Source organism: Geobacter psychrophilus (genome assembly GCF_056821595.1).
On sequence record NZ_JBXDTU010000004.1, the window covers coordinates 2,721,278 to 2,747,140 of the forward strand.

Genomic DNA, 25,863 nt, shown 5'->3' on the forward strand with positions numbered 1-25,863 from the left:
AATCTAGCGCATCTTCAGTGTTGATATCGCCATCAATGCCAAAATGATGGTGATGATCCAGAAACGCACGATGATCTTCGGTTCGGCCACGCCTTTCAGCTCGAAGTGATGATGGATCGGCGCCATGCGGAAGATGCGTTTGCCGCGGTATTTGTATGACCCGACCTGGAAGATGACCGACAGCGCCTCGACCACGAATACCCCGCCGACGATGACCAGCAGCAGCTCCTGTTTGGTCAGTATTGCGATAATTCCCAGGGTGCCGCCCAGGGAGAGTGACCCCACATCCCCCATGAACACTTCGGCCGGATAGGAGTTGAACCAGAGGAAGCCGAGTCCTGCCCCCACCATGGCGCCGCACAATACCGCCAGTTCTCCGGCACCGACTACCCGGGGGATCTGCAGGTAGGCCGACAGGGTGGCATGTCCGGCCACATAGGCAAACAGCATGTAGGTGGCGGCGTTGATGGTGACCGGCCCGATGGCCAGTCCGTCCAGCCCGTCGGTCAGATTGACGGCATTACTGGCCCCCACAATCACCAGGGCTGCAAAGGGAATGAACCAGAACCCCAGATCCGGGTGGAAATTCTTGAAGAAGGGGAAATAGAGCTGCTCGCTGAAACCGGGCTTGATGAACAGGAAAACGGCCACTGCACCGGCCAGCAGGACCTGCCAGAACAGTTTCTGTCGGGCTGAAAGTCCCTTGGTGTCCTTTTTTACGACTTTCTTGTAATCATCCACAAAACCGATCAGACCGTAACCGATCGTGATGAAGAGCGCCACCCAGATATAGGCGTTCGTCAGGTCGGCCCACAACAGGGTCGGGATGATGATGGCGGCCAGGATCATGACGCCGCCCATGGTCGGCGTACCCTGTTTCTGTAGATGCGACTCGGGACCATCGGTGCGGATTACCTGGCGGGCCTGCAGCCCCTCAAGCATGCGGATGATCCAGGGGCCGACAATGAAGCAGACCAGCAAGGCCGTGATCATGGCATAGATGGTGCGAAACGTCAGGTACTTGAAGATGTTGAAGAGTTTGACGTTGGCAGACAGTGGATAGAATATGTGATACAGCATAGGTGCCTTTCCCTACCCCTGAGAACCGGATAGTGTCTTATACCAATTCCATATCAAGGCCCTATCTTCGTTGGCTCGTCATCGGCTGCTCAACGTACTGCCGTGTACGTCTCGCAGCCTCAATCCTCGCCGCCTTGATATCATCCTTGATCTGGAATTGGAATTAGCGGAACTCAGTCCGGATCTTCTCCGCGACCTTTTCCATCTGCATGCCCCGGGAACCTTTCAACAGCACAAAATCTCCATCAGCTGCATTCCTGATGATGTCGCATGCGATCTCGACATGGGACAGCCCCTGGATAATTGACTCAGCTGGCATCCCTGCACTTTTGGCGGCATCGGCACAATGTACGGACAGGGGCCCGTACAGGTACAGCCGATCGGCCACCTGGGCTGCCTGGACACCGATCATGCGGTGCAGCTCGGCTTCGTTGCTGCCCAGTTCCAGCATGTCGCCCAGCGCTACGAAGGCGGCCTGGCCGCCCTTGAGATCCGCCAGGGTCGCCAGAGCTGCCCCGACTGAGGCCGGATTGGCATTATAGCTGTCGTCGATCAGGAACATCCCGCCAATCGCTTCCAGGTTGAAACGCTTGTCGTAGGGGCGGAACAGTCCCAGGCCATTGGCGATGATCTCGGGTGTCATGCCCAGGGCATGCGCTGTTGCGGCAGCAGCCAGGGCGTTGTAGATATTGTGGCGGCCGAATGCGGCCAGGGCCACGGGCTGCTGCGCAGCGCCGATATGCAGCGTAAAGCTCTGGCCGCCGGTTCCGTGTGACTGTATAGCAGTGGCACGAACATCCGCGTGTTCCAGTCCGAAAGTGATGCGCCTGACCCCGGCCGGTGACGGCTGCACGGCAATCAGGGGGTCGTCGGCATTGACCACGGCGCATCCGCCGGCCGGCAGACGCAACAGCAGTTCGCCCTTGGCCTGTGCCACCTTTTCAACGCTGCCCATGCTCTCCAGGTGAGCCGGAAAGGCGTTCAACACCACGCCGACCTGCGGGGAGGCGATCTGTGCCAGCCGGTCAATCTCCCCCGGTTCGCTCATGCCCATTTCCAGCACGGCCCAGCCATGTTCCGGCTGCAGCCTGAAAATCATCTGCGGCAGGCCGATCAGGTTGTTCAGATTGCCGGCGGTTTTCAGGCCGGGCCCGATCTGGTCCAGAATCGTGGCCAGCATCTCCTTGCAGGTGGTTTTGCCGTTACTGCCGGTGATGCCGACCACCGGGATATCGTAGCGGCCCCGATAGACCGCTGCAATGTCACCGAGGGCCTGCAGTGTGTCGTTGACCGCGATGCAGGTCACAGAATCCGGCAGCTGGTGGCTTGTCAGCCATGACTCCTCGCACAGGGCCATGTCAACTCCCTGGTCGGCAACGGCTGCCAGGTAATCGTGACCATCGAAGTTTCTGCCGCGCAAGGGGACAAACAGTTCTCCGGCAACAACAGTGCGCGAGTCGGTGGAAATGCCGCCTACCTCACCTTCGGGGGGACCGATGATCCGTCCGCCGGTGGCGTCGGCTATGTCGCTGATGGTGAACATTCAGCCCGCCAGTTCCGCACAGGCGAGGGCGGCCTGTTCGCGGTCATCGAAGTGATGTTTGGTTTTGCCGATGATCTGGTAGTCCTCATGCCCCTTGCCGGCCAGCAGTACGATGTCCCCCGGTTGCGCCAGCCGAACCGCCAGACGGATCGCTTCCGCGCGATTCTCCTGCATGGTGAATCCCTTGACGGTGAAGGTGCCGGTGAGTTCGTTCAATGCATATTCGCGATAACCGAGCGGTGTGATGCCGGCCTTGACCTGTGCCAGGATGGCGTGTGGGTCCTCGGTGCGCGGATTGTCGGAAGTGACGATTGCCAGGTCGCTCATCTGTGCGGCAATCCTGCCCATGATCGGACGTTTGCCTGGGTCGCGGTCACCGCCGCAGCCGAACACCGTGATAATGCGCCCGGTGGCCAGTTCCTTCAGGGTCGTCAATACGTTTTCCAGGGCATCGCCGGTATGGGCGTAATCCACCAGCAGTGTGATGCCGCGGGTGTTGGCTATGCGTTCCATGCGTCCCGGAACGGTGGCATGTGATTCTATCCCGGTCTTGATTGCTGCCAGCGGCAGATCGAGGGCGATCCCGGCCGAAACCGCCGCCAGGATGTTGGAGAGGTTGAACCTGCCCACCAGGTGCGACGTGAACGAGATGTCTCCTGTGGGTGTGACCAGTGTGCCGCTGAGTCCATTGACGGACGATGTCACGTCAGTGACCTGCACGTCGCCCCGGTAGTCGATGCCGTAGGTGATAACCGGACAGCTTGCCCGGGCGGCCATAACGGCACCATACGGGTCGTCCATATTGATTGCGGCCCGCCGCCGCGGCTTTGCTGCGGTTGGGCGCAACAGCTCGGAAAACAGCCGCTGTTTGGATTCCAGGTAGCTTTCCATGGTTTTGTGGTAGTCCAGGTGGTCACGGGTCAGGTTGCTGAAGATACCCACATCGAAATGGCAGCCATCCACCCTTTTCTGCTCCAGGGAATGGGAGGAGACCTCCATGACAAATGACTGTGCCCCGGCATTGATGAGCTGGCGAAATGCTCCCTGCAGCTCGGTCGATTCCGGGGTGGTGTGGGACGCCTCGATCCGGGTCGTCCCGAAGCGGTAGCTGATGGTGCCGAGCACCGCTGGCGGCATGCTGGCTGCTGCCAGGATAGCCTCGATCAGATAGGTGGTCGTGGTCTTGCCGTTGGTGCCGGTGATGCCGACCAGCGGCAGAGCGAGTGTCGGATTGCCGTAAAACTCGGCTGCGATCTGTGCCATGGCCATGCGGCCATCAGCAACCCTGACCCAGGGTATACCGGCCGGGGCGTGGGTCTCATCCTCCAGGATCACTGCCGCCGCTCCTGACTGGACCGCGGCTGTGATGTACGCATGGCCATCAGCTGTGGCGCCGCGCAGGGCAAAAAACAGTGTTCCGGGAGTTACCGTGCGGGAATTGCAGCTCACCGCTGTGACCGTGATCTTATCATCGCCGTGGAGGTCGTACGCTGTTATCGCTGTGAGTAGCTGGGAGAGTTTCATGGTATCTCCGGATCCTGTACGTGCTGTTTATGCGGCCGGTGCAAACTTGATCCAGACCTCGTCGGCACCCTTGATCGCCTGACCGGGAGCTGGACTCTGTTCCGCGGCCCGCCCGCTGCCCAGCAGCCTGATATTGATATTTCGTTTTTCCATCACCTGCAGAACACGTCGCATGCTCATGCCGCGAAAGTCGGGCATGACAACTGCGCCGGCAGCAGGCACTTCCATTGGATCGCCTTCCGACATGCTGTCCTGGTTCACCGTTTGTGTGACCGTAGACTGTCCGCCCCTGTTATCGGCCAGCCTGGTCTGTTTGCCCGCATCAGATGGGGCAGCCACCTTCATGTAGGCCAGTGAGTTCTGGGCAATGGCACGGAAGGCCGGTGCTGCAACTACACCGCCATATTGACTGGTTTTGGGTTCATCCACCACGACCAGAATCGTGAGCCTGGGTTTATCGGCCGGTATGAATCCGACGAAGGAAGCGGTCCGTTTCGCTCCGTAGCTGTGTGTGACCGGATCGGCCTTCTGGGCTGTTCCAGTCTTGCCGGCGACCCTGAAACCTTCCACGGCGGCGTTTGTTCCGGTCCCGCCGCTGCCCGTGACCGATTCCATCATCCGGGTGACCTGCTGGGCCGTATCCTGTGAAATAACCCGGTGGATTATCTGCGGTTCGAACTTCTGAACCTCCTGACCGCTGTCATCCAGGATGCGCTCGACGATATACGGTTTCATCAGGTTGCCGCCGTTCGCCACGGCTGAAACGGCTGAAACCAGCTGCAGGGCGGAGGCGGAGACCCCCTGTCCGAAGGATATGTTGGCAAGGTCGACCCCGTACCAGCGGTGATTGTCCCGCAGGTTTCCGGGGGATTCTCCCGGCAGGTCAATGCCGGTGCGCTGCCCGAAACCGAAGCTCTTGAGATAGCGAAACAGTCGCTCATCGCCCAGTTTGAAACCGATCTTCGCCGCTCCGATATTGCTGGAGAATTTGAGCACATCAGAGACTGAAAGCCGTCCATAGCTGTGAGTATCATGGATGGTGCGATCGGCAATCTTGTAGCTGCCGTTTTCACAGTTGAACGTATCGGTCGGCTTGACGATTTTCTCTTCCAGGGCGGCTGCGATCAGGAACACCTTGAAGGTAGAGCCCGGTTCAAAACTGTCGGCAACGGTGCGGTTACGCAGTTCGGCCTGGGAATACTTGGAATACGCGTTGGGGTTGTAGCTTGGGAAGTTGGCCATTGCCAGGATTCTGCCGCTGCCGGTTTCCATTACCAGTGCCATGCCGTTTTTGGCTCCGCTCTCGGTAACCGCCTTGGCCAGTTCCTTTTCGGTGATGTACTGGATATTCTTGTCCAGCGTCAGGATGACATTTTTACCGGGCGAGGTGTTCTTGATAACGGTGTTCTTTACCTCGATATCACGTCCCAGGTTGTCACGCTCTGTCACCAGGAAACCGGTGTTCCCGAGTATGGTGGCATCATATTTGAGCTCGATCCCTTCCAGGCCGTTGGGCTCTTTTCCGGTGAAGCCGAGTACGTGAGATGCAATCTCTATGTTGGGGTAAAAGCGCTTGTTTTCTTTGACAAAGCCGATCCCGCGCAATTTCATGTTCTTGACGCGAATGGCAATTTCCGGCGTCAGCCTGCGTTCCAGCCAGACGAAATGCCTGCTGCTGGAGAGCTTTTTTGTGATCTCGCTTTTGGGTGTGCTCAATAAGGGTGCCAGAACTGCGGCAGTGCCGTCAATGTCCTGGATGTGTCGGGGTTCGGCGTAGCAGGAGTCCATTTCGACCGAGACCGCCAGGGGGGTGCCGTTGCAATCCAGGATCGCCCCGCGTGCCGGGGTAAGCGGGACGATGCGCTGATGCTGTTTGTCAGCACGTTTTATCATCTCCTCGTGCTGGATGATCTGTAGATAAAAAGCGCGTGCGGTGACACTCAAGAACAACAGGCCAAAGAAGGCTCCGATCATGACGATTCGGATCCGGGCCCATTTCTCCCGATCATCCTTCATTTGACGAGAACTACCTGTTGTTCTGTGGGCAGTGCCATACCAAGTTCACCTTTGGCGATGGTCTCGATCCGGGCGGGTGTTCTGAGAGAGGCCGCCTCAAGTTTGAGGCGCTTTTGTTCCTGCTCGGTCTCTTTGAGCGTGCGGCTTGCCTCGGAAATCTGCAGGTTCAGATCCACCAGTTTGAAACGTGACCAGACATGAAAGACCGAAACAATCGTCAGCAGTACCATGCAGATCATCATGAATTTGAAAATATCAAGGCGGTTGGTTGCCAGTTCCGCGCCGCCGAAGGGGCGTGGTGCTGCAACCTTTCCGTAGTCAACTCGTGCCTGTGCCATAGGTTACCTCCTTACAAACAGTACAAAATTACAGTTTTTCCAGCGCCCGCAGTTTCGCACTTCGCGATCGTGGGTTTTCGCCGATCTCCGTGTCGCTTGCCATAACCGGCCTGCCTGTCAGTATCTGTACCCGCGGCCTGCTGTTGCAGACGCAGACCGGCAGATTTCGCGGACAGATACAGCCGGTGGTGTATTCCCGGAAGATGTGCTTCACGATCCGGTCCTCCAGGGAGTGGAACGAGATCACCACGCCCCGGCCACCCGGTTTCAGGCGCTCGATGGCTGCCCTCAAGCCTTTTTCCAGATTTTCAAGCTCCCGGTTGACCGCAATTCGAATCGCCTGGAAGGTGCGGGTGGCGGGGTGGATGCGTTCGTCCCATTTTGCCTTGGGAACGGCGCCCTTGATGATATCCACCAGCTGCAGCGTGCCGGTGATAGGCGTTTCCTGGCGGGCCTTGACGATAAAGGATGCGATACGTTTCGCCCAGCGATCCTCACCGAAGTCCCAGATGATCCGCTCCAGTTCCTCTTCCGATAGCTCATTCAGCAGTTCTGCGGCGGTCTGTCCCTGGCTGGTGTCCATGCGCATATCCAGCGGAGCGTCATGTTGAAAGCTGAAACCGCGCTGGCCGCTGTCGAGCTGATGCGAAGAAACACCGATATCGAGAATGAAGCCGTCCAGGGCGGATATTTCCAGGCGTTGAAGGTGCTGTTCGAGTTCGCCGAAGTTGCCGTGAACCAACCGTGCCGCAGCTCCGAACTCTGCCAGACGCTGGCCCGTGGCCTGCAGCGCCTCCTGGTCCTGGTCGATGCCGATCAGCGTGCCGCCGGGGGTGCAGCGCTCCAGGATCAGGCGTGCGTGCCCGCCTCCTCCCAGGGTGCCGTCCAGATAGATGCCGCCCGGTCGCGGATTCAGGTAGTGAATGACTTCATCCGGCATGACCGACAGGTGGCGGAAGGTTTCCATTCAGATCCCCAGTGCGGCCAATGCTTCGGACTCGATCGGGAAGTTCTTTTCATCCTGGGCATTGACGCGGCTGTAGGTCTCCTTGCTCCAGATGTCGAAGCGCTGCCCCATGCCAACGAACCAGATATCACGCTCCAGGGCTGCATGAGAGCGGAGCGATGACGGGACCAGCACCCTGCCCAGCTTGTCGGTGATACACTCTTCTGCGGGATTGATGATTTGCCGCTTGATGCTGTTGAGCTGGACCGAGGTGAAGCCGCCTTCGTTGGCCAGGATCTTTTTCTTTATGTTGTGCCACTCGGACAGGGGGTAGACGGAAAGGCCGCGCCCGAAGGTACCGTCCCCCAGATCCACCGGAGCGGCCTTGGTGATGATAAAGCGCTCATCGCCCGACTGGTTGACAAGGCTGTCCCGGAACTTGACCGGGATGCAGGTACGCCCCTTGCCGTCGATGGTGCTTGGATTTTCTCCCCCGAACAGGGCGGTTCCGTCGATCATCTGCCACTCATTTCCACTTTTTTCCACTTTATGGGAAATTTATAGCGCTCGTCAAGGTTCATGTCAAGATAAAATATGATTATTGTGAAGGTTTTTGTTACCTAACCCATATAAATTCCATTTGGCATTATTATGCTTCCGGTGGGGTGATTTGCTTTTTGATATTTTTTAAATAGTTATGAACTAAGGGGAATGGGCTTTTGGGATAAATATCTACAAAAACTTTATTTGAGTTCATGGATTGTGTGTTATTTACAGTCGGCAGGTGAATTCTTAAGTTTGTGAGTAGTTAATGCTCTGTACGGTAAATTTTCCACCGATACGGGTGGACACCATTCGCTTGGATCAGATTCTTGTCGAATCTAGAAATCCTCATTCAATTCACTATAAATCTGTGAAGTTCATTTTTTCTGATGAATGCGTGATAACGATAGATGTCATGTTGCGGATTTTGTCTCTTGCAAACCAGATACTTTGCTCTGGCAAGAGAGTTGAAATGGTCTTTGAAGGGGATCCCAATAAGTTAATGGGATATTTGGTTGGTGTGAAATTTTTTGAATTTCTTGATCCCATTATAGAAGTACAACCGTCCAGGCCAAATGGATCAAGCGCCGGATATGTTGGAAAAAATGCTGAAGTTGTTGAGGTGATGAGGATTGGTACAATCAAAATTGAACAAATTGCTGTTTCAAAAACGGTTGATTCTTTTTTAGAGAATATTCAAAACATGTCATTGAAAAAGGCTTTGAAATCATCCTTGTTTGTCAATCGGCATTGAATTTTGACCCGCTATAGGCGTTCAATTTTGACCCACCCCAGCAGTAGTTTTTAGTTGTTTATCCTCGTTCTGATTCTCCAGCTTTCATTTCCGGTTTCCACTATCTCGCAGTGATGAGTGATCCTGTCCAGCAGGGCTGTCGTCATCTTTCCATCCCCGAATACCTGTGGCCATTCGCCGAACGTCAGGTTGGTTGTTATGATCAGCGATGTTCTCTCGTAAAGCTTCGAGATCAGGTGGAACAGGAGTTGGCCGCCGTTCTTGGAGAATGGCAGGTAACCCAGTTCGTCAAGGACAACCAGGTCATGCCTTGCCAGGTGTTCCGCCAGCTTGCCACCCCGGTTGTCGAGTTTCTCCTGCTCCAACTGGTTCACCAGATCCAGTACGTTGAAGAACCTGGCTTTCCTGCCATTTCTGATACTCTGCCGAGCTATGGAGATGGCAAGGTGCGTCTTGCCGGTTCCGGTACCGCCGACCATGATGATGTTGCTGTGATCGGACAGGAAGCTGCCATCATAGAGGGTTCTGACTTGCATCTCATTGACTGGTGTGGCTGCGAACTCGAACCGGTCGAGATCCTTGTCTACCGGGAACCTGGCCAGACTCATGCGGTAACGGATGCTTCTTAACTTCCTCTCCGCCATCTCCGCTTCCAGGAGGTCGCACAGTATCTTGTCCGGAGTGGCCCGACTCTTTATCCCTGCCGCCAGCACCTCATCAAGGATGGACTTCATTCCGTACAGTCCGAGCGTCCCGATGGCTTCCATCAGTCGGTCACGCAGTACCATAGGCACCTCCCGAGAGGAGGCGGTCATAGCGGTAACAGTCCACCACCGGGACCAACCTGAGCAGCGGCAACTGTGCTGACGGCTGCAGCGGTTCCGGTTGCGGCTCATCGTGTGTGCGTGACAGAATGGTGAGTATGACATCGCTGCTGACCGTCTTGTCGGCTATCGATTTGGCGCACGCTTCTGCCACGGCTTCCAAGCCATAACGACGGACGACGCTCAATATCCCCACGAACTGGCGATCTCCGTCGCTGCGTTCCGCCAGTATCTTTCTGACCTCACCCATCGATTCCGGCAGATCCCATTCCTTGAAGGGGGCACCGTTTCGCAAGGCTCCCGGTTTCTGCTCCAGTACGGCGATATAATGCCAGGGGTCGTAGATGACCTTGTCACGACTGAGGTTACGGTCGTGGACTCCAACCGTTGTGCCGTTCATTACGATGATCACCCGGCTTGCGTATGCACGTACTGAGACTGTTTTACCGACAGCCATCGCATTGACGCTGTAACGGTTGCGGTCGAAGCTGATCAGGAGCTGCGGCGACACACGCGCAACGCTTTCCTGATAACCATCAAACGGAGACGGCATACTCAGCAGACGGTTGCGCTCTTCGGCAAACACCTCGTCAATGGTTCTGGTCCTGAGCTCGGGATGCTTGAAAGTGGCGGCGTGATTGCGGCACTGGTCCAGTAGCCATTCGTTCAACTCAGCCACGTCCTTGAACCGCCTACGCTGGGCAAAGAAACGTTTCCTGACTACGCCGACCTGGTTCTCGACCTGTCCCTTCTCCCAACCTGCGGCTGGCGTACAGGCTACCGGTTCAAACAGGTAGTGGGAGGCCAGGTTCTGGAAGCGACGGTTGAACACCCGGTCTTTGCCCATCAGCACCTTGGTAACTACCGTCTTCAGGTTGTCGTAGATGCCTCGCCTGCAGACACCGCCAAAGAACTCGAAGGCCCGGACATGGGCATCCATGACCATCTCAAGAGTTTCACGGGTATAGGCGACACAGAACGGTTTGCGGCTGTGACACAGGCGGAAGTGGGCGATCTTTATCTCTACGGGGACACCACCGAGTTCGACCTTCTCGTAACTCCAGTCGAACTGGAAAGCGTCACCAGGGTCATAGGCAAGGGGTATGAAGGCCTTTACAGCAGCCGTGCCGTCTGCTTTCTTCCAGTTGCTCACATAGCGGCGGACGCTGTCATAGCCTCCTTCGTATCCTGCACGCTGTAGCTGCTCAAACAGGATCTGAGAGCTTCTGCGATGGCGAACAGGCTTGCTGTTGTCCTCAGCCAGCCATTCAGAAAGGCTGGCTTCAAAGGAGCCGAGCTTCGGACGTGGCTGTTCAGTCCTTACGTACTTCTGGTCGGTCATGCCGGTGCGGAGGATGGTTCTGACGGTGTTCCTGGCAAGGTTGAATTCGCGGGTTATCTCCCGGATGCCTTTGCCATCTCGGTAGTGGGCGTGACGGACTTTGCGGATGGTTTCCACGTTCAGCATCTCCTTTCGGTACTCCTCTCTCTGGTTGGTTCCAGAGAGTATGGAGGAAGGTGCTGAGGTGGGTCAATTTTGGACGCCGATTATCCCCCTAAGTGGGTCAATATTGCATGCCGATTCACAGGGAGATTTCGGTTATCGCCTGGGATTTTGAATAGGCAGCCCGATACGGACGGTCGGATGTCATGGCATCGTAGGTGTCGGCAACCTGTACGATTCGAGCCCAATAAGGTATGTCTTCACCGGCCAGGCCATCCGGGTACCCATTTCCATCGTATCGCTCGTGGTGGTGGTATACGGCAGGTATAATATCGTTCAGAAAATTGAGAGGCCTCAGGATATTCTTCCCTTCGACCGGGTGTTGCTTTATGGATTCAAATTCCATCTTGTCGAGTTCTGTACTCTTCAGGAGCAGGGTTTCAGAGACCCCGATCTTGCCGATGTCATGAAGAATTCCAGCTATTCGAACCCGTTCAATATCGGCAGCGCTCAGCCCAATCATCGTGGCTAGATGCTCAGAAATCTTGCCGACCCGCTCGGAATGACCCTTGGTGTAGGGGTCCTTGGCTTCCACTGCCAATGCCAGGGACTGGATTGTCTGGAGGTTCAGCTTGTTGATGTAGTTTTCATCTATGGAGTCCGACTGGATGAAACGCAGGTTAGTCTGCCCCAGTCTTATTTCATCTTGGTGGGCGAGGCGAATGAACGAAATCGGCTCGCCATTGACTTTGGTGCCATTCCGGCTGCCGAGATCTTCGATGTAGTAGAAATTATGAACAACCAGAATACGGGCATGCCTGCCCGAGAGGTAATTGTCGTTGATGTGGAGGTCCACACCCTTGAGCCGGCCAATGACAACCTGAGGAACGTCCAGTGAGAAGGTGGAAGTTTTGGTTTTGTTTTTGAATTGAAGGATGGCCTGACGTTTCTTCCCGACACAATCGTTTTCCTGATTGTTGGAGAAAATCATGGTCATTTCGGCTTCATTTATGGTGTCGTCCATAGACGGTCTCCGCCTGTTTATTCTACTGCATGGTTCGGGATATGGCTCTTCCGTCGGTCTTCAGAACCGGCACTAGCGTTTACCGGAAGACTGCCTGTTTATTCTCCCTTTTGCGGCTGAGGTGCCGTCCTTGTTATTTTTACTCTGAATGATTTTAACCATGATGTGGCTTATAACAGGGTCCAGTTGGGTTCCGGCGCAGCTGGAGATTTCTTTTATGGCCTGATCCTCTGTGAGGGCGACCCGATACGGGCGGTCGGAAGTCATGGCTTCATACGTATCTGCAACCTGAATGATCCGGGCCCACAGGGGGATGTCTTTGCCGGACAGACCAACCGGGTAACCCTTGCCGTCAAAACGCTCGTGGTGATGGTATATGGCAGGTAGAATATCGTTAAGGAAATACAGGGGCTTCAAAATATTTTGTCCCTCCATGGAGTGAAGCTTGACTACTTCGAATTCACACTCTTCAAGTTTCTCCTTTTTGCCGAGCAAAATCTCGGAGACCCCAATCTTTCCTATATCATGGAGGATCCCCGCGATTCGTACCCGTTCAACGTCACTTTGTTGAAGACCCATCTTCGTTGCAAGTTCTTCAGATAATTCTGCAACCCGCTCGGAATGACCTTTGGTGTATGGGTCCTTGGTTTCAATTGAAAGTGCAAGAGACTGGATCATCTGCAGGTCCAGTTTTTTTACGTAGTTTTCGTCAATAGTGTCCATCTGGATAAAGCGCATGCTGGTTCGGCCCAGGCTGATTACGTCCTGATCAGCGAGGCGAATGCGTGTGACAGGCTCACCGTTGACCCTGGTGCCGTTCCGGCTGCTGAGGTCTTCGATGTAGTAGGAGTTGTGAACGACAAGGATGCGGGCATGTTTTTTGGAGATAAATTTGTCGTTTATATGTAGATCCGACTCGGTAGATCGACCGATAACGACCTGGGGCGAATCCAGCGCGACGGTGCCCATTCTGTCGTTTGCGAACTGGAGTATGGCGCGCCGCTTTTCCTCAAGGTTCAACTCACTCAATTCGTGTGGGAGTGTCGTATTCATTTCAACCTCTGGTTAACAAACGGGTGGTAGTAAAATCTATTTTGGAAGTCAATGATCAATATGAATTCAATTAGATGTTAAATGCGACATAATTAATCCTGTTTGTCTTTTGAGCTTAAATTGTACTGAAATATTTATAAAATTACAACTCCATATTCTAATATAACCTTAAAGAAATTTCGATGCATGACAGACCTGACATTGTCTGTATTGCAAGTAACAACGCATAATTAGGTGGAGGTGTCGCTGGTGATGGATAAGTATTAAATGAAATTTTTAATGAGTTTGGTTGTGTGGTGGGGATGTGAGACTACATTTCTTTCGCGCAACGACATGCTACCGGGTTGAAAATATCGAATCGGTTCAGGTGAAATCAGAAAGGGGAAATAGTGGAGTGCTGATGGTGTCAGGTTAACTATTTCTTACGCCGGTCCGCCAGCGATACCACCTTGGGGCTGCCGCCCTCCTGGCGGACGCGTTTGCGCTCTTCCAGCTCCTGTTGCTCCTGCTGCTGGCGCTCCTCTTCCAGGGGGGATACCACCGGTTCCAGCTGGATCGGCGTACCTCCCATGGTAAAGGGGGCGTACTGGAGCTGGAATTCATCCAGAATCCAGGTAAACACCTGCAACGGAAAGGTGAAGACCAGCAGGCGCACCTGCCACCAGCCAGGCTTGCCGTCGGGCGTGATCTCTTCGATGCGGGCGTAAAATCCGGGCTTATTGTCAACATGCACGAGGACGACGTCGTTGATGGCTACCATGAAAAATCCTTGTAGTTAATTTGTATTGGTAACATGTTTACCCGCCGCTGAGCAGAAGCGCCCGATCAAGGCGCAGCCCGGTTATGCGGCCGGCCCTGGTGACAGCTTCGCGCAGATCCTGTTCGTATGTGAGAAACGTACCGAGTTGGTCCGATGTCAGCCGCTCTTCGACCTGCTGGCAGTTGAATACCACGCAGGTCAGCGGGCGATAGCCCGGGGCCATGGTGCAGCCGGATGCGTCAGAGTAGGGGCAGTCCGGATTGCTGCTGAAGTCAGGAACTACCAGCTTTGTACCATTCTTCAGATAGGCCAGTATATCCAGAACAGTAACGTGGTATTTGCCAAACCGGCAGCACTCGCCGCCGCAGCTCCGGCAGATGTTTGAACTGTCTGCTGCAAGAGCCAGCTCAACAAGGTTCTGTTTGAGCTGCATGATCTTCTTTATCAGGTTGTTGAGCTCTGTCGCTGTGCTGGGTGACAGGCTGGTATACATTGTGCGCGCGGTTGCTACTGCCTGATCCCACGCTGCCTGGTCGTTCACGGTTACATCCTGAAATAAAATATTGGCTGAAGCAGTCCATAAGCCGGGTTCTGTTCCCGGGAGCGGTTACCCCCTCCCGGGTGATGGCCATTCATCTGGGTCTGCCGTTACCGACAGCCTCAAGCAGCCAACCCGGAGGCACGGGCGGGTAGCCCTTAACGCCTCCCTATTTGGCCTTGCTCCTGACGGGGTTTACCTGGCATCCGCCGTCACCGACGGACCCGGTGAGCTCTTACCTCACCCTTTCACCCTTACCTGCCGAGGCAGGCGGACTTCTCTCTGTGGCACTTTTCCCTGGGGTCGCCCCCGCTGGACGTTATCCAGCGTCATACCCTGTGGAGCCCGGACTTTCCTCCCTTCGTTAGAAGAGCGGCCACCTGTCCTACTTCAGCCAAACCTTGTGTGGCTTCGCATATGGTCCATCTGCGGCGTTGCGCTTGTCCTCGTCACTGCGTCGCAGCGCTGCTGCGCCTCATTTCTCGGACTGCCCGCGCCTTGCATATGGAGCCATCTGCTGTGCCACAAACCGGCAAACAAAAAACTATTGTGCGGCTGGTTGCTGCAGAACCAGCATCCGCTGGCAGTGCGGACAGGAGATAAGCTCGTCGGCTCGGTAGAGGCTGTTGTAGAGCTGCGGCGGCAGGTGCATGTTGCAGCCCAGGCAATAGCCGTCACGGGCAACTGCAACTGCCTGGCCGCGCCGCTGGGCGCGCAGGCTGTCATAGCGTTTCAGGATATTGGCCGGCAGTTCTTTTGTGATCGTGTCCCGGCGCAGCTTGTCGACGTCGATGTCCTGCTGGACCTTGTCGATCTCAGTCTGCTTCTCGCTGCTGCGCTGACTGGTATTCTGCTCCAGTTCCGCAAGTGCGGCCTCGCTGCTGGCAATCTCGCCGTTCAGTTCGTCCAGTTGCGTGATCTTCTGCAGGATCTGTTCTTCCAGTTCGGCGACCTGTTTGCGTGCCGCTGCGATTTCGCGACCAACTGCCTGATATTCCTTGTTGGTCTTGATCTCTTTCATATTGGTTTCGGAGCGGTGGATGTTTTCCAGTTCGGCCGCATGGTTGGCCTCAAGTTCACCCTTGTCCTTTGTCAGCTGTGCTGCGCGGATTTTCAGCCCTGCGACCCCCTCCCGGGCGGTGTCGAGAGACTGGACAATGCCGTCCTGGTCAGACTGCAGAGAGTTCTTTGTGGCTTTCAGGACGTCGACCAGCAGGTCGATCTGTTGCAGCTGTTCAAGTAAATCCAGTCGTTTCTTCAAATCTGTTTCCTCCGTTTTCAAATATTGAGTGGTCACTTCATGTTATCGTTGCAGGTAGTGAAAGGGGTCGTATTCTCTCTGTGATGCCGTTACCTGACAAGCGTCAAAGCCGGCATCCATCAGTTTCTGCTGTAATTGTTTCTGCACGGCTGCAGCCATGATGATCTCGGTAGGAAAGTGGCCGGCATCAATCAGGGCGATCCCCAGATCTTCGGCATCACGTGCCTCGTGATACTTGACGTCGCCGGTCACCAGAACGTCTGCTCCGGCTCTTGATGCGGTTTGCATCACGGAAGCGCCGCCGCCGCTGCAGAGGGCCACTTTTTTTACCTTCGCGGCCGGATTGCCGATAAAACGCACCCCGGGAGCACTGAGTTGTGTGGCTACCCGATTGGCGTACTCCGCCAGCGTTGTCGCTTCAGCCAGGTAACCGGTTCGTCCCAGACCCCGTTTAGCGCCATCATTATGCAGCGGGTAGACATCAAAAGCCGGCTCTTCGTAGGGATGTGCAGCAACCAGCGCTTTCAGGGCCTGTGCCAGATGCGTCCGATCAACGAGCAGTTCCAGCCTGAATTCCCGAACCTTTTCGAACGTCCCCACGGTGCCGATATGCGGGGTGGCTCCCTCCAGCGGGGTAAAGGTGCCTTCGCCGGGTGCTGCAAAGGAACAGTCACGGTAGGCGCCCAGCGATTCGGCATGGGGCAGAAGGGCGGAGCGCAGCTGTTCAAGATGGTCTTCGGGCACAATGACCACCAGTTTGGTCAGTTCTTGTTCGGAGGTAATCCTGAGTACCGCGCAGTCGGAAAGTCCCAGCCGTTCCGCCAGAACATCGTTCAAACCACCATCGGCGATGTCGTAATTGGTGTGCATGCTGACAATTGCCAGACCGCCGCGAATGGCGGCATGGATCAACTTCCCCTGGGTAGTGGCAGTGGATATGTTCTTTTGCGGTTTGAATATCAGGGGATGATGGGTGACAAGCAGTTGACAGCCGGAGGCTACGGCTTCCTCGATTACAGCCGGAGTAGCGTCAAGTGCAACCAGGATGCGCGTGACTCCGACTGTTGGGTCACCCAGCTGCAGTCCTACGTTATCCCATGTTTCCGCCAGGCTGGCCGGAGCTATTTTGTTAATGATTCCAAGTATGTCGGAAAGTTTGGGGGTTTTCATCCGGCACAAACAAAAAGAGTGCAACCTGTCGGTGTGCACTCTTGTGGAATTGATGATATGGGTCGCCCCGTTCGTAGTATTGCCGGCATCCGGCGTGACTTCCTTCGTATGAATTGGTGGGCCCACCAGGACTCGAACCTGGGACCAACCGGTTATGAGCCGGTGGCTCTAGCCAACTGAGCTATAGGCCCGTGCGAAAGAGTCATACTAAGGAAGCCTGCCGCGACTGTCAAGCAAAAATTACAAGACTGGCAGGTATTTATGCCCTTGAGATGAAGCGGCCATCGCGGGTATCGACCTTGACCTTTTCTCCTGCTTCCAGATAGGGGGGCACTTTGATTTTCAGGCCGGTCTCAAGGATAGCGTCTTTCGTTTCAGCGGTTGCGGTGGCATTTTTCATGGCCGGTGCGGTCTCGGTGACCGTCAGTTCCACGGTCATGGGGAGTTCCACGTTGACCATGCGTCCCTGAAAGATGCCCAGCACGACCTCGGTGCCTTCCAGCAGAAACTGACCCAAAGACTCGAAATCCGCTTCCGGCATCTCGTACTGTTCGTAGTTTTCCAGGTCCATGAAGACCCCGCCTTCACCGCTTGCATACAGGAACTGCCCCTTGTGGCGCTCGAAATCGGCTTCATCAACCTTGTCGCCGGAGCGGAAGGTCTTTTCCAGTACCTGGGCGGTGATCAGGTTGCGGTACTTGGTGCGGACCATGGTGTTGGCCCCGCGGGCGGTGGGGGAGCTGACGGTGACATCGACGATCAGGCAGGGGGCGCCATCCAGCTGGATGACAAGCCCTTTTTTGAAATCAGAGGTAGTGAACATTGAAAAACTCCTTGCTCGGGATAATTTACTTTCTGCGGAATTCGGCCGTAGGCCAGAAGGGGATGCCGCCGCGGGGGGTGAATTCACCGCGCACCGTCAGCCAGACCGGTTCCAGCAGCCGGACCAGGTCATTACAGATACGGTTGACGCAGGATTCATGGAACTCCCCATGCATGCGGAACGAACCCAGGTATAGCTTGAGGCTTTTGCTCTCGACGCAGAGCTGGTCGGGCTGGTAATCGATGACGATCTTTGCAAAATCCGGCTGTCCGGTTAGCGGACAGAGGCTGGTGAACTCGGGGCACTCGATATGCAGCGTTCCCACGGCGCCGGCCGGATTCATATCGGTCTGGGCAAACGGGCTGGGAAAACATTCCAGCAGCACGGCATCGGGCTGGTCATAACGGTAGGCAGTGGCGCCCGAGCCCAGTGATTTCAAATTTTCATGCAGCGACATGATTCTCCCCCTTGTGATCAAACAAGTTTTCTGCGATACCATAGCAGAAGAACCCTTGGCAATCATTTTTTCAGAAACGGGGGAAGAGAAATGTCTGCAGCCGACGACCTGATAACGTATTATGAACCGCAAATCGGTTCGGAGATCCACTGTGGTCCCTGGCTGGAGATTACCCAGGAGCGCATCGATGCCTTTGCGGCGGCCACCGGCGATGTGCAGTGGATCCATACCGATCCGCAGCGGGCCGCGAAGGAGTCTCCCTATGGCACTACCATTGCCCATGGCTATCTGACCCTGTCACTCCTGCCGTTTCTGACCGAAAGCAATGCCCCCGGTTTTTTTGAACGTACCTATCCCGGCATGCGGCTGCGACTTAACTACGGTCTCAACCGGGTGCGCTTCCCTGCACCGGTCCCGGCCGGTTCCCGAGTCCGGGCGCATACGTCCCTCTCGGCACTGGAGCAGGTCGGCGGCGGTGTCCAGTTTACCTACATGATTTCTGTCGAGATCGAAGGCCATGAAAAACCGGCCTGCGTGGCCGAGTTTCTGGCGCGGGTCTATCCCTGATGCATACCTGTCCCAAATGCGGTCATCCGCAGGCCCGAGGCCCGGAAAGCTGTCAGCGCTGCGGCGTGATCTTTGCCCGCATCCGACAGGCAGAGGTCCCAACTGAAGATGTACAAACTGGGCAGTCCCGGCGCGCTCAGCCGGAAGGTCTGCTGCGGGGCCGGATTCTGACGGTCAGAAGCGGGGAACCGATGTGGACCATCATTGTCAAGGCATCGCTGTTGCTGGCCCTGGCCGTATGGGGGCTGCGTCTTGCCAGTCAGCCGATCGCCAGCAATGTTGTCGGGGAATCCTTTCTGCATCTGATCAACCTGCCATTTCACGAGGCCGGTCATATCTTCTTCACCCCGTTCGGGCGCTTTATCCAGATTCTGGGGGGAACGTTCGGCCAGCTGATTATTCCGGCGGTCGTCATCGGCACCTTCATCCGCCAGCGCCAGCCCTATTCCGCGGCAATCGGCCTCTGGTGGCTGGGTGAGAGTTGCATGGACATCGCTCCCTACATCGATGATGCCCGGGCCGGGCAGTTGATGCTGGTGGGAGGGGTCACCGGCAGCGAGGTGGAGGATTATCACGACTGGGAAGGGCTTTTGGGCCGGCTGGGGATGATGCAGTATGACCACGCCCTGGCGCGGGTCGCGTTTGTCTTCGGGATTCTGATCATGCTGACGGCGCTCTGCTGGGGTGCGCATATCCTATGGCGGGAATATCTGCTGCGCGAGCGAGTCGCCCGCTGAAGGGAGTAATCATGCAGTTTGCCATCAACCCGCATATTCGCGCCGTTCACTTTCCGCCGATCTCCGAGGTCAGGGGGTGGCTGGCAGAACGACCGGACACCGGACTGGAGCTGATCGACCTGTGCCAGGCCGTGCCCGATTATGCCCCGGCCCCGGAGATGACTGCCCACCTGGCGGACTTGTTGGCGGATCCGCAGACCTCCAAATACTCACCCGATGAGGGGCTCCCCGAGGTGCGGGAAGCGCTGTGCGCCTATTACGGGCGGAAGTATGACGCCTCCCTTTCGCCCGCCAACCTCTGCCTCACAATCGGCGCCAGCCAGGCCTTCTGGCTGGCCATCGTCACCCTCTGCCGGGCTGGAGACGAGGTTGTGGTCCAGGCGCCCTACTATTTCGATCATGCCATGGCGCTGGATATGCTGGGTATCCGCGGGGTGTATGCCCCCTTTGATGAAGCCGATGCCGGTCTGCCGTCAGTGGCAACCATTGAAGCCCTGATAACGGCAAAGACCCGCGCGGTCCTGCTGGTGACCCCCAGTAATCCCACCGGCGCCATCACCCCGCCCGGACTGTTGGCTGAGCTCTACGACCTGGCGCAACGTCACCAGATCGCCCTGATCCTGGATGAGACCTACAACGAGTTCATCCCGGGCGGAGCCCGTCCCCACGACCTGTTTACCCGGCCGGGGTGGGGCGAACACCTGGTGCAGATCGCCTCCTTCGGCAAGACCTATGCCCTGACCGGCTACCGGGCCGGCATGCTGGTGGCCTCGCAGCAGTTCATTCACCACGCCCTCAAGGCCCAGGATACCATGGCGGTCTGCCAGCCGCGCATCACCCAGCACGCAGTAAAATACGGAGTTGATAATCTGGACAGCTGGGTGGCCGCCAACCGTGATATGATGACCCGTCGCCACGACCTGTTCCGCGCGGAGTTCCTGCAGCCGGGCAATTCCTTTCAACTGGCCGCCAGCGGGGCCTTTTTCGCCTGGGTGCGCCATCCCTGGCCGGAGATGACCGGTCGCCAGGCGGCCCGGCGATTGGTGGACGAGGCCGCGATTCTCTGTCTGCCGGGCGAGGTTTTCGGCCCCGGTCTGGAGGGCTATCTGCGGCTGGCCTTCGGCAATATTCGCGAGGAAGCGATTCCCGAGGCGGTGCGGCGGTTTCGGGGGATGGATACCGAATAATACATAAGTGGTGGAGGGCAACGTGACAATCGAAGAGACCGACATTCGATCGGGGTTGAGCGAAATACGCAGGCGACGCTGGTATGTGTGGCTGGTGATTCTGGTCTATTTCCCGTCAACCTGGCTGACGCTTGAGATGACGCAATCGTACCGTATAACCGGCGTCGTGTTTGCCGTATGGTTCGTATTTCTCTGTGCCACGGTTACCCTGTTTGCCGTTGTCAGCTGCCCCCAGTGCGGAAAGTCCTTTCACATGCGCAACTCGACCCTTTCCTTTGCCCGCAGCTGTCGTCACTGCGCCTTGCATCTCAGGGGAACGGGGTAGAGCGAAAGCGAAAAAAATATGGACACACATAATAAGAATTGTATAATTTACCTGCCTGTGACTGCAGAAAAAGACCATTTCCATATAGTTATTGCCTGGCCTTATCGGTCAATTTTTGTTTCTGATGGAGTTTTTGATAAACAAACCGTACAAGTCCTTCGTCCAATAAGTTAGAGGTACGACACGATGCCGGAATCTAAAGCCACAGCAACCAAGGCTGACCAAGAGCCGGCAAATACCTTGCCCCCCCCCGCACACACGTTACTACACTCCATGATCCGGCTCACGTTTCGAAAAGGGGATTCTCCCTGGATCGTGCTGGTGGCCGGCCTGCTTATTACTGTACTGGCAAGCCTGTTCATGAAATCGAACATGGACAGGAATGCAGAGCGGGAATTTGCCCATGAATGCCGCGAAATCCAACTGGCTGTTTCAGACAGGCTTGAAGGCCAGGCCCTGATCCTGAAGAGCATTGCGGCGTTTATTGAAACATCCGACACCGTCACGCTTCAGAAATGGTTGAGCTATTCCCGGTTCCTGGCGTTGCAAAAAGAACTTAAAGGTGTACAGGGACTTGGCTTCTCACTTCAGATCCCGCCGGGCGATGTATCCCGACACGTGCAGCAGAAACGTCGTGAAGGTTTCCCGGAATATACCGTGAAACCGGAGGGAGATCGCACCGCTTATTCCTCCATCATCTATATGGAACCTTTTTTGGGTCAAAATCAGCGGGTATTCGGCTATGACATGCTCACGGATCTCTCCATGCGTACTGCCATGGAACATGCCCGCGATAACAATTTTGCTTCACTCTCCGGAAAAGCTGCCTTGTTCCAAGATGCCAAAGCAGATGGGCAGACCGGTATCCTGATGTATTTTCCGGTCTACCACAAAGGTCTACCGGTCGGATCGCTGAAGCAACGCCGTGCCGCACTCTATGGATGGGTCTTTACTCCCTGCCGGATGGACGAATGGATGCAGGGTATTCTTCGTGAAATCAACTTGATGGAAGCGATGAAGCTGAATTTTCGGATTTTCGATGGTACGCAGCCTTCCCCCCACAGTCTGCTCTACGAATGTAACCCTGCTGCTGTTCAGAAAAACGTGTCAGATGTGCGTTTCATCCATCAGGCGCCGTTTGTTTTCAACGGTCAGCGCTGGACAATGCTCTTTACAAAAACCGGCGGCGGGCTCTTCAGCGTCGAATATTCGAAGATCTGGATCGTATCGGGTAGCGGCTTTGTCATTACCGTCCTCCTGTTTTACCTGATCCGTGCCCTGCTGATTATTCGCACCGAAGCGGAGAAAATTGCAGAAATTCTGACCCTGGATCTCAGGAAAAGCAAACAGTTCACCACCGATATTATCAACTCGCTGCAGTCACATATTGCGGTGCTGGATGCGGACGGGTGCATCGTATCGGTAAACGAACGCTGGAAGAACTATGCCGTTGAACAGTGCAGTGCCGGTACATCCGGCAATGATCTGGGCAAGCGTTACCTGGAAGTGTGTAAAAACAATAATTGCACGGGAGATAGTAAGAAGATCGAAGAGATTCGAGAAGGAATACAGTCTGTTATATGTAGCGCGCAGGAAAAATTCACCTCGGAATATCCCTGCCTCTCCAAGGGGGGCAAACGCTGGTTTCTGATGAGTGCCTCCAGATTGACAGGCGCCCCGCTTGGCATTGTTGTTTCCCATACCGATATCACGGCTCAAAAACTGGCCGAACAGGAGCTCAAGAACGTTCTCACCGAACTTGACGAGCGGGTCGAGAAGCGGACGACGGACCTGACCAGGGCGAATGTACAACTCAAGGATGAGATAGCGGAACGGGAAAAGATGGAGGCGTCCCTGCAGGTTGCCTACAAGGAAATCAATGACCTCAAGGACCGTCTGCAGGCCGAGAATATCTATCTGGAGAAGGAGGTCGCCAGGAACCATAATTTCGGTGAATTTGTCGGTCAAAGCAAACAACTTTCGCACCTCTTTGAACGGATCGATCAGGTCGCGCCCATGAATGCGACCGTACTGGTGCTTGGCGAGACCGGCACCGGCAAGGGGGTTGTGGCCCGTGCCATCCACAGCAACAGTGCCCGCAAGGGACGCCCCATGATAACGGTCAATTGCACCGCACTGCCGGCGAACCTGATCGAAAGCGAACTCTTCGGCCGTGAGCGGGGTGCTTATACCGGCGCTAATGCCCGCCAGCCGGGGCGCTTCGAACTTGCCAACGGCGGCACCATCTTCCTGGACGAAATCGGCGATATGGCGATGGAGCTGCAGAGTAAATTGCTCCGGGTCATCCAGGACGGCGAGTTCGAACTGGTGGGCAGCCCACGCACCGTCAAGGTTGACGTCAGGATCATTGCCGCCACCAACCGGAATCTGGAAGAAGAGATCCGCAATGGCAGGTTCCGGGAAGATCTGTTCTATCGGCTCAATGTCTTTCCGCTCACGATCCCGCCTCTTCGGGAGCGCAAGGAAGACATCCCGCTGCTCGTCAATCATTTTGTTGATAAATTTAACAAGAAAAACAGCAAGAAGATCGAGACCGTTTCAAAGGATACCCTGAACACCCTCCAGGAATACCACTGGCCCGGCAACGTGCGGGAATTGGAGAGTGTTATCGAGCGGGCTGTTATCATCAGCCAGGGGAGCGTGCTGCAGGTTATGGACCGCTTCGATTCTCCCAGGAATACCGATGAAGCATCTGCTGAGCCGGGCGTCAAAGGCATTGCCGAACTGGAGCGTGATCACATCCACCAGGTGCTTCAAAAAACCGGCTGGCGGATCAATGGTGAAAAAGGGGCGGCGGTCATCCTCGGCATCAACCCCAGCACGCTCCGCGCCCGGATAAAAAAACTGGGCATTGTTCGGGATTAAAGGGGCTCTCCCTCCTGTCGGGGATGGGCGTAGTGTCGCTATCTTATGACAACCTTGCTGACACTGACCTTCCCGTTGCTGATCCGTAACGACCCTTCAATTACGGTAAAACCTTCTGCAGGCAGATACCTGCTGTCAACACCCCCCTGCAATACTATTTCTACCGGCATGTTCAGTACCAGCTCTTCAAGAAATGTTTGATTCCGGGCACGTAGCACGTCACCCGTTACGGATTCATCGTACGCTGCCTGAATGGTATTGTGCTCCCCGGATGTCTGACCAGAGCGCAACACGGTTAAATTTGGCATAAACGCAGCTTCAAGCGCAAAATCGGAAATCATCGCGACACTGCATTCATTGCCGAGAGCCGAACATCCCGACCAGAAAACCGTCGAATGCCAGGAGGGGGATGCCCTCAAATCCACCTGGGTCCCATAGGCATAGTCTGCGGTGCAGATTCCGGGACAGACAAACGACGGCGATGCAGGTGATGTGCTGGCAACTGTTCCTGAACCGGTCCCATTGTTGACAACAGTAACGTTCAGTACGCGCCTGCTGTCGGCCGAGGTGGCCAGGGTCGACTGGGCGAAGACGTCTGTAGAGCCGGCCGACGTTGCGGTTACAAGAGCCGCATCGTGGCCGGTACAGATGTCCGCCGGTACTGACACCGTAACGAGGAATCGTGTGCTTGCCAGGGTGTCCAGCGGGCCGACCGTCATGGTAGTTGTGCCGGTAGCGTCAAACAGGGTCGGCCAGGCATTGCCCGTTACGGTCAGGGCAAAGGTATCAGTCACGCCACCCGTGTTCTGCAGTTCCAGTTCATAGGAGGTCGAGCTCCCGCAGGATGCCATATTCTGGATGTTGGCAGGAGTCAGGGTGACCCCATACTGTGCGCTGACCAGAGACCGGCTGCCGATAAAGACGTTTGAATCCCACGCGGCATCCCCGGCATCTGCAATGGCAAGCTTCATATGGTGGGTCACTCCGGCATCAACAACAGAAGAGCAGGTCAAGACCCTGGTAAAACCATCCATTTCGATATTGTAGGCTGACAGCGTGTTATCGACAAAAAAACCGCTGTTCACTCCGTTGTTGATCGTGTTTACCGAAACATTTGCCCCGTTGATTGATGCACAGTTGACGCCATCGATAAAAAAACCGAAGACATCGTTGTACTGTGAATTTACGTACTCATTGTACTCTTCGGAAGCGAACACATAGGTGAATGATATGTTGGGGTTTTGGGGAACAAAATCGAATTCAAGCACACAGGCATCGAGGGTGTTTTTGCCGGGAATCAGCGAGTCAAGAGTTGCGTCCCCATTTTGCCAATTGTTCGTAGAGATACCGGCATATTTGTTGGGGCCCGGCACATTGGTAATTAGTCCGGTGCTCAAAATAACCCCCATCGGCATAGCGATGCCCACATCACCTGTTACGGCATAGGTCCCGGCAGCGTGATCGGCGCACGTGGCGCTTGCATTGGAAATCTGGACTCCCTGTCCGACCAGGGCATTCGCCAGGTCAACAGCGGTAAGACCCTGACCTTCCTGTTGTAAGAGATGACCGGTGATGCTGATGGCAGGCGGGGCGACAGCAGCCATCCCTGTAGACGCAGAGGCACAGACTACTGCGAACGACAGCAAAATGAAGCACAATACCCGGATACACATTCTCATAGCGCCTCCTCGTTTCGCTCATGTGAAAAATATGCATGGGCATTTTGCAAAAGATCATCCAAAACCGCAGCAGGCACGGCACAGTTTTTTCATATAGTCATTAAATAGCCCCGTAACGTGCGTTTTTAATACTTTTGTCTGAGAATCAAGGCTGTCTTCAGGGTCTGGCATTACGCAGTGCTAGAAAAATATTACAAATGTTGCTCGCCATATTTGGTAAATTTATCAAATATAACGACACAAACCCCTCGTAGTGATCATGTCCTAACCGCCAACCAGAAATTAAATTCTGTAATTTCAATCCATTACAAAAAAAATAACAAAACTTGCCTTTTGGCCTGCCAATTGCCTATTCCTTTGTACGGGTTAAACACGATCCGGTTG

Annotated in this window: 24 protein-coding genes, 1 tRNA gene and 1 other RNA gene; 6 read left to right on the forward strand and 20 right to left on the reverse strand. The window is 55.4% G+C overall.

The window, feature by feature from the left end; genetic code table 11:
* Nucleotides 1-3: 3 nt before the first annotated feature.
* From mraY to mraZ, 7 genes are all read right to left on the reverse strand, one after another.
* Nucleotides 4-1,080: a phospho-N-acetylmuramoyl-pentapeptide-transferase gene (gene mraY, locus ACOCF6_RS15100; protein WP_482461162.1), complete on the reverse strand. Its 1,077-nt coding sequence runs from the start codon at nt 1,078-1,080 to the stop codon at nt 4-6.
* Nucleotides 1,081-1,243: 163 nt separating this feature from the next.
* Nucleotides 1,244-2,623, reverse strand: a complete 1,380-nt coding sequence (locus ACOCF6_RS15105) for a UDP-N-acetylmuramoyl-tripeptide--D-alanyl-D-alanine ligase (RefSeq protein WP_482461163.1) — start codon at nt 2,621-2,623, stop codon at nt 1,244-1,246.
* Nucleotides 2,624-4,147, reverse strand: coding sequence for a UDP-N-acetylmuramoyl-L-alanyl-D-glutamate--2,6-diaminopimelate ligase (locus ACOCF6_RS15110; protein ID WP_482461164.1), 1,524 nt, complete (start codon nt 4,145-4,147; stop codon nt 2,624-2,626).
* Between the two features lie 27 nt (nt 4,148-4,174).
* Nucleotides 4,175-6,163 (reverse strand): penicillin-binding protein, encoded by a 1,989-nt coding sequence (locus ACOCF6_RS15115; RefSeq protein ID WP_482461165.1) that lies wholly within the window; start codon nt 6,161-6,163, stop codon nt 4,175-4,177.
* A complete protein-coding gene (gene ftsL, locus ACOCF6_RS15120) occupies nt 6,160-6,501 on the reverse strand; it encodes a cell division protein FtsL (protein ID WP_482461166.1) in 342 nt (113 codons plus the stop codon). Before ftsL ends, ACOCF6_RS15115 begins: the two co-directional genes overlap by 4 nt.
* Before the next feature lie 28 nt (nt 6,502-6,529).
* Complete coding sequence (rsmH, locus tag ACOCF6_RS15125; protein WP_482461167.1) at nt 6,530-7,468, reverse strand: 16S rRNA (cytosine(1402)-N(4))-methyltransferase RsmH; 939 nt, start codon at nt 7,466-7,468, stop codon at nt 6,530-6,532.
* Nucleotides 7,469-7,948, reverse strand: a complete 480-nt coding sequence (gene mraZ / locus ACOCF6_RS15130) for a division/cell wall cluster transcriptional repressor MraZ (RefSeq protein WP_482463374.1) — start codon at nt 7,946-7,948, stop codon at nt 7,469-7,471.
* Nucleotides 7,949-8,306: 358 nt separating this feature from the next.
* On the opposite strand from mraZ, the gene ACOCF6_RS15135 reads away from it, so the two are divergent.
* Complete coding sequence (locus ACOCF6_RS15135; RefSeq protein WP_482461168.1) at nt 8,307-8,744, forward strand: hypothetical protein; 438 nt, start codon at nt 8,307-8,309, stop codon at nt 8,742-8,744.
* 50 nt (nt 8,745-8,794) lie between these two features.
* Here ACOCF6_RS15135 and istB read toward each other — a convergent pair whose 3' ends face one another.
* From istB to queF, 12 genes are all read right to left on the reverse strand, one after another.
* Nucleotides 8,795-9,532 (reverse strand): IS21-like element helper ATPase IstB, encoded by a 738-nt coding sequence (istB, locus tag ACOCF6_RS15140; RefSeq protein ID WP_482458893.1) that lies wholly within the window; start codon nt 9,530-9,532, stop codon nt 8,795-8,797.
* Nucleotides 9,519-11,036 (reverse strand): IS21 family transposase, encoded by a 1,518-nt coding sequence (gene istA, locus ACOCF6_RS15145; protein ID WP_482458892.1) that lies wholly within the window; start codon nt 11,034-11,036, stop codon nt 9,519-9,521. The genes istB and istA overlap by 14 nt, the downstream gene beginning before the upstream one ends.
* A 115-nt stretch (nt 11,037-11,151) precedes the next feature.
* The gene (locus ACOCF6_RS15150; RefSeq protein ID WP_482461169.1) at nt 11,152-12,036 is read right to left on the reverse strand and encodes an HD domain-containing phosphohydrolase; all 885 of its coding nucleotides are present in this window, start codon (nt 12,034-12,036) and stop codon (nt 11,152-11,154) included.
* Between the two features lie 72 nt (nt 12,037-12,108).
* Complete coding sequence (locus ACOCF6_RS15155; protein WP_482461170.1) at nt 12,109-13,089, reverse strand: HD domain-containing phosphohydrolase; 981 nt, start codon at nt 13,087-13,089, stop codon at nt 12,109-12,111.
* Between the two features lie 415 nt (nt 13,090-13,504).
* Entirely contained in the window at nt 13,505-13,849 is a 345-nt protein-coding gene (locus tag ACOCF6_RS15160; RefSeq protein WP_482461171.1) for a hypothetical protein, read from the reverse strand.
* Between the two features lie 37 nt (nt 13,850-13,886).
* Nucleotides 13,887-14,390, reverse strand: a complete 504-nt coding sequence (locus ACOCF6_RS15165; RefSeq protein ID WP_482461172.1) for a hypothetical protein — start codon at nt 14,388-14,390, stop codon at nt 13,887-13,889.
* Between the two features lie 24 nt (nt 14,391-14,414).
* Nucleotides 14,415-14,779: RNase P RNA component class A (gene rnpB, locus ACOCF6_RS15170), an RNA gene on the reverse strand.
* Between the two features lie 152 nt (nt 14,780-14,931).
* A complete protein-coding gene (locus tag ACOCF6_RS15175) occupies nt 14,932-15,648 on the reverse strand; it encodes a zinc ribbon domain-containing protein (protein ID WP_482461173.1) in 717 nt (238 codons plus the stop codon).
* A 42-nt stretch (nt 15,649-15,690) separates the two neighbouring features.
* Nucleotides 15,691-16,818, reverse strand: coding sequence for a Nif3-like dinuclear metal center hexameric protein (locus tag ACOCF6_RS15180; RefSeq protein ID WP_482461174.1), 1,128 nt, complete (start codon nt 16,816-16,818; stop codon nt 15,691-15,693).
* A gap of 114 nt (nt 16,819-16,932) precedes the next feature.
* Nucleotides 16,933-17,009 (reverse strand) — tRNA-Ile (locus tag ACOCF6_RS15185).
* A 68-nt stretch (nt 17,010-17,077) separates the two neighbouring features.
* The gene (locus ACOCF6_RS15190; protein ID WP_482461175.1) at nt 17,078-17,641 is read right to left on the reverse strand and encodes an elongation factor P; all 564 of its coding nucleotides are present in this window, start codon (nt 17,639-17,641) and stop codon (nt 17,078-17,080) included.
* A 25-nt stretch (nt 17,642-17,666) separates the two neighbouring features.
* The gene (gene queF, locus ACOCF6_RS15195; RefSeq protein WP_482461176.1) at nt 17,667-18,098 is read right to left on the reverse strand and encodes a preQ(1) synthase; all 432 of its coding nucleotides are present in this window, start codon (nt 18,096-18,098) and stop codon (nt 17,667-17,669) included.
* A gap of 90 nt (nt 18,099-18,188) precedes the next feature.
* On the opposite strand from queF, the gene ACOCF6_RS15200 reads away from it, so the two are divergent.
* The 5 genes from ACOCF6_RS15200 to ACOCF6_RS15220 all read left to right on the forward strand — a co-directional run bounded on the left by ACOCF6_RS15200 (nt 18,189) and on the right by ACOCF6_RS15220 (nt 23,800).
* On the forward strand, nt 18,189-18,665 hold the full coding sequence (locus ACOCF6_RS15200; protein ID WP_482461177.1) for a MaoC family dehydratase: 477 nt from the start codon (nt 18,189-18,191) through the stop codon (nt 18,663-18,665).
* Nucleotides 18,665-19,402: a hypothetical protein gene (locus ACOCF6_RS15205; RefSeq protein ID WP_482461178.1), complete on the forward strand. Its 738-nt coding sequence runs from the start codon at nt 18,665-18,667 to the stop codon at nt 19,400-19,402. Before ACOCF6_RS15200 ends, ACOCF6_RS15205 begins: the two co-directional genes overlap by 1 nt.
* 11 nt (nt 19,403-19,413) lie before the next feature.
* Nucleotides 19,414-20,589 (forward strand): aminotransferase, encoded by a 1,176-nt coding sequence (locus ACOCF6_RS15210; RefSeq protein ID WP_482461179.1) that lies wholly within the window; start codon nt 19,414-19,416, stop codon nt 20,587-20,589.
* Nucleotides 20,590-20,611: 22 nt separating this feature from the next.
* Nucleotides 20,612-20,914, forward strand: coding sequence for a hypothetical protein (locus ACOCF6_RS15215; protein ID WP_482461180.1), 303 nt, complete (start codon nt 20,612-20,614; stop codon nt 20,912-20,914).
* A gap of 186 nt (nt 20,915-21,100) precedes the next feature.
* Nucleotides 21,101-23,800 (forward strand): sigma 54-interacting transcriptional regulator, encoded by a 2,700-nt coding sequence (locus ACOCF6_RS15220; protein WP_482461181.1) that lies wholly within the window; start codon nt 21,101-21,103, stop codon nt 23,798-23,800.
* A 38-nt stretch (nt 23,801-23,838) separates the two neighbouring features.
* On the opposite strand, the gene ACOCF6_RS15225 is transcribed toward ACOCF6_RS15220, so the two are convergent.
* A complete protein-coding gene (locus ACOCF6_RS15225; protein WP_482461182.1) occupies nt 23,839-25,479 on the reverse strand; it encodes a choice-of-anchor L domain-containing protein in 1,641 nt (546 codons plus the stop codon).
* Nucleotides 25,480-25,863: the final 384 nt, after the last annotated feature.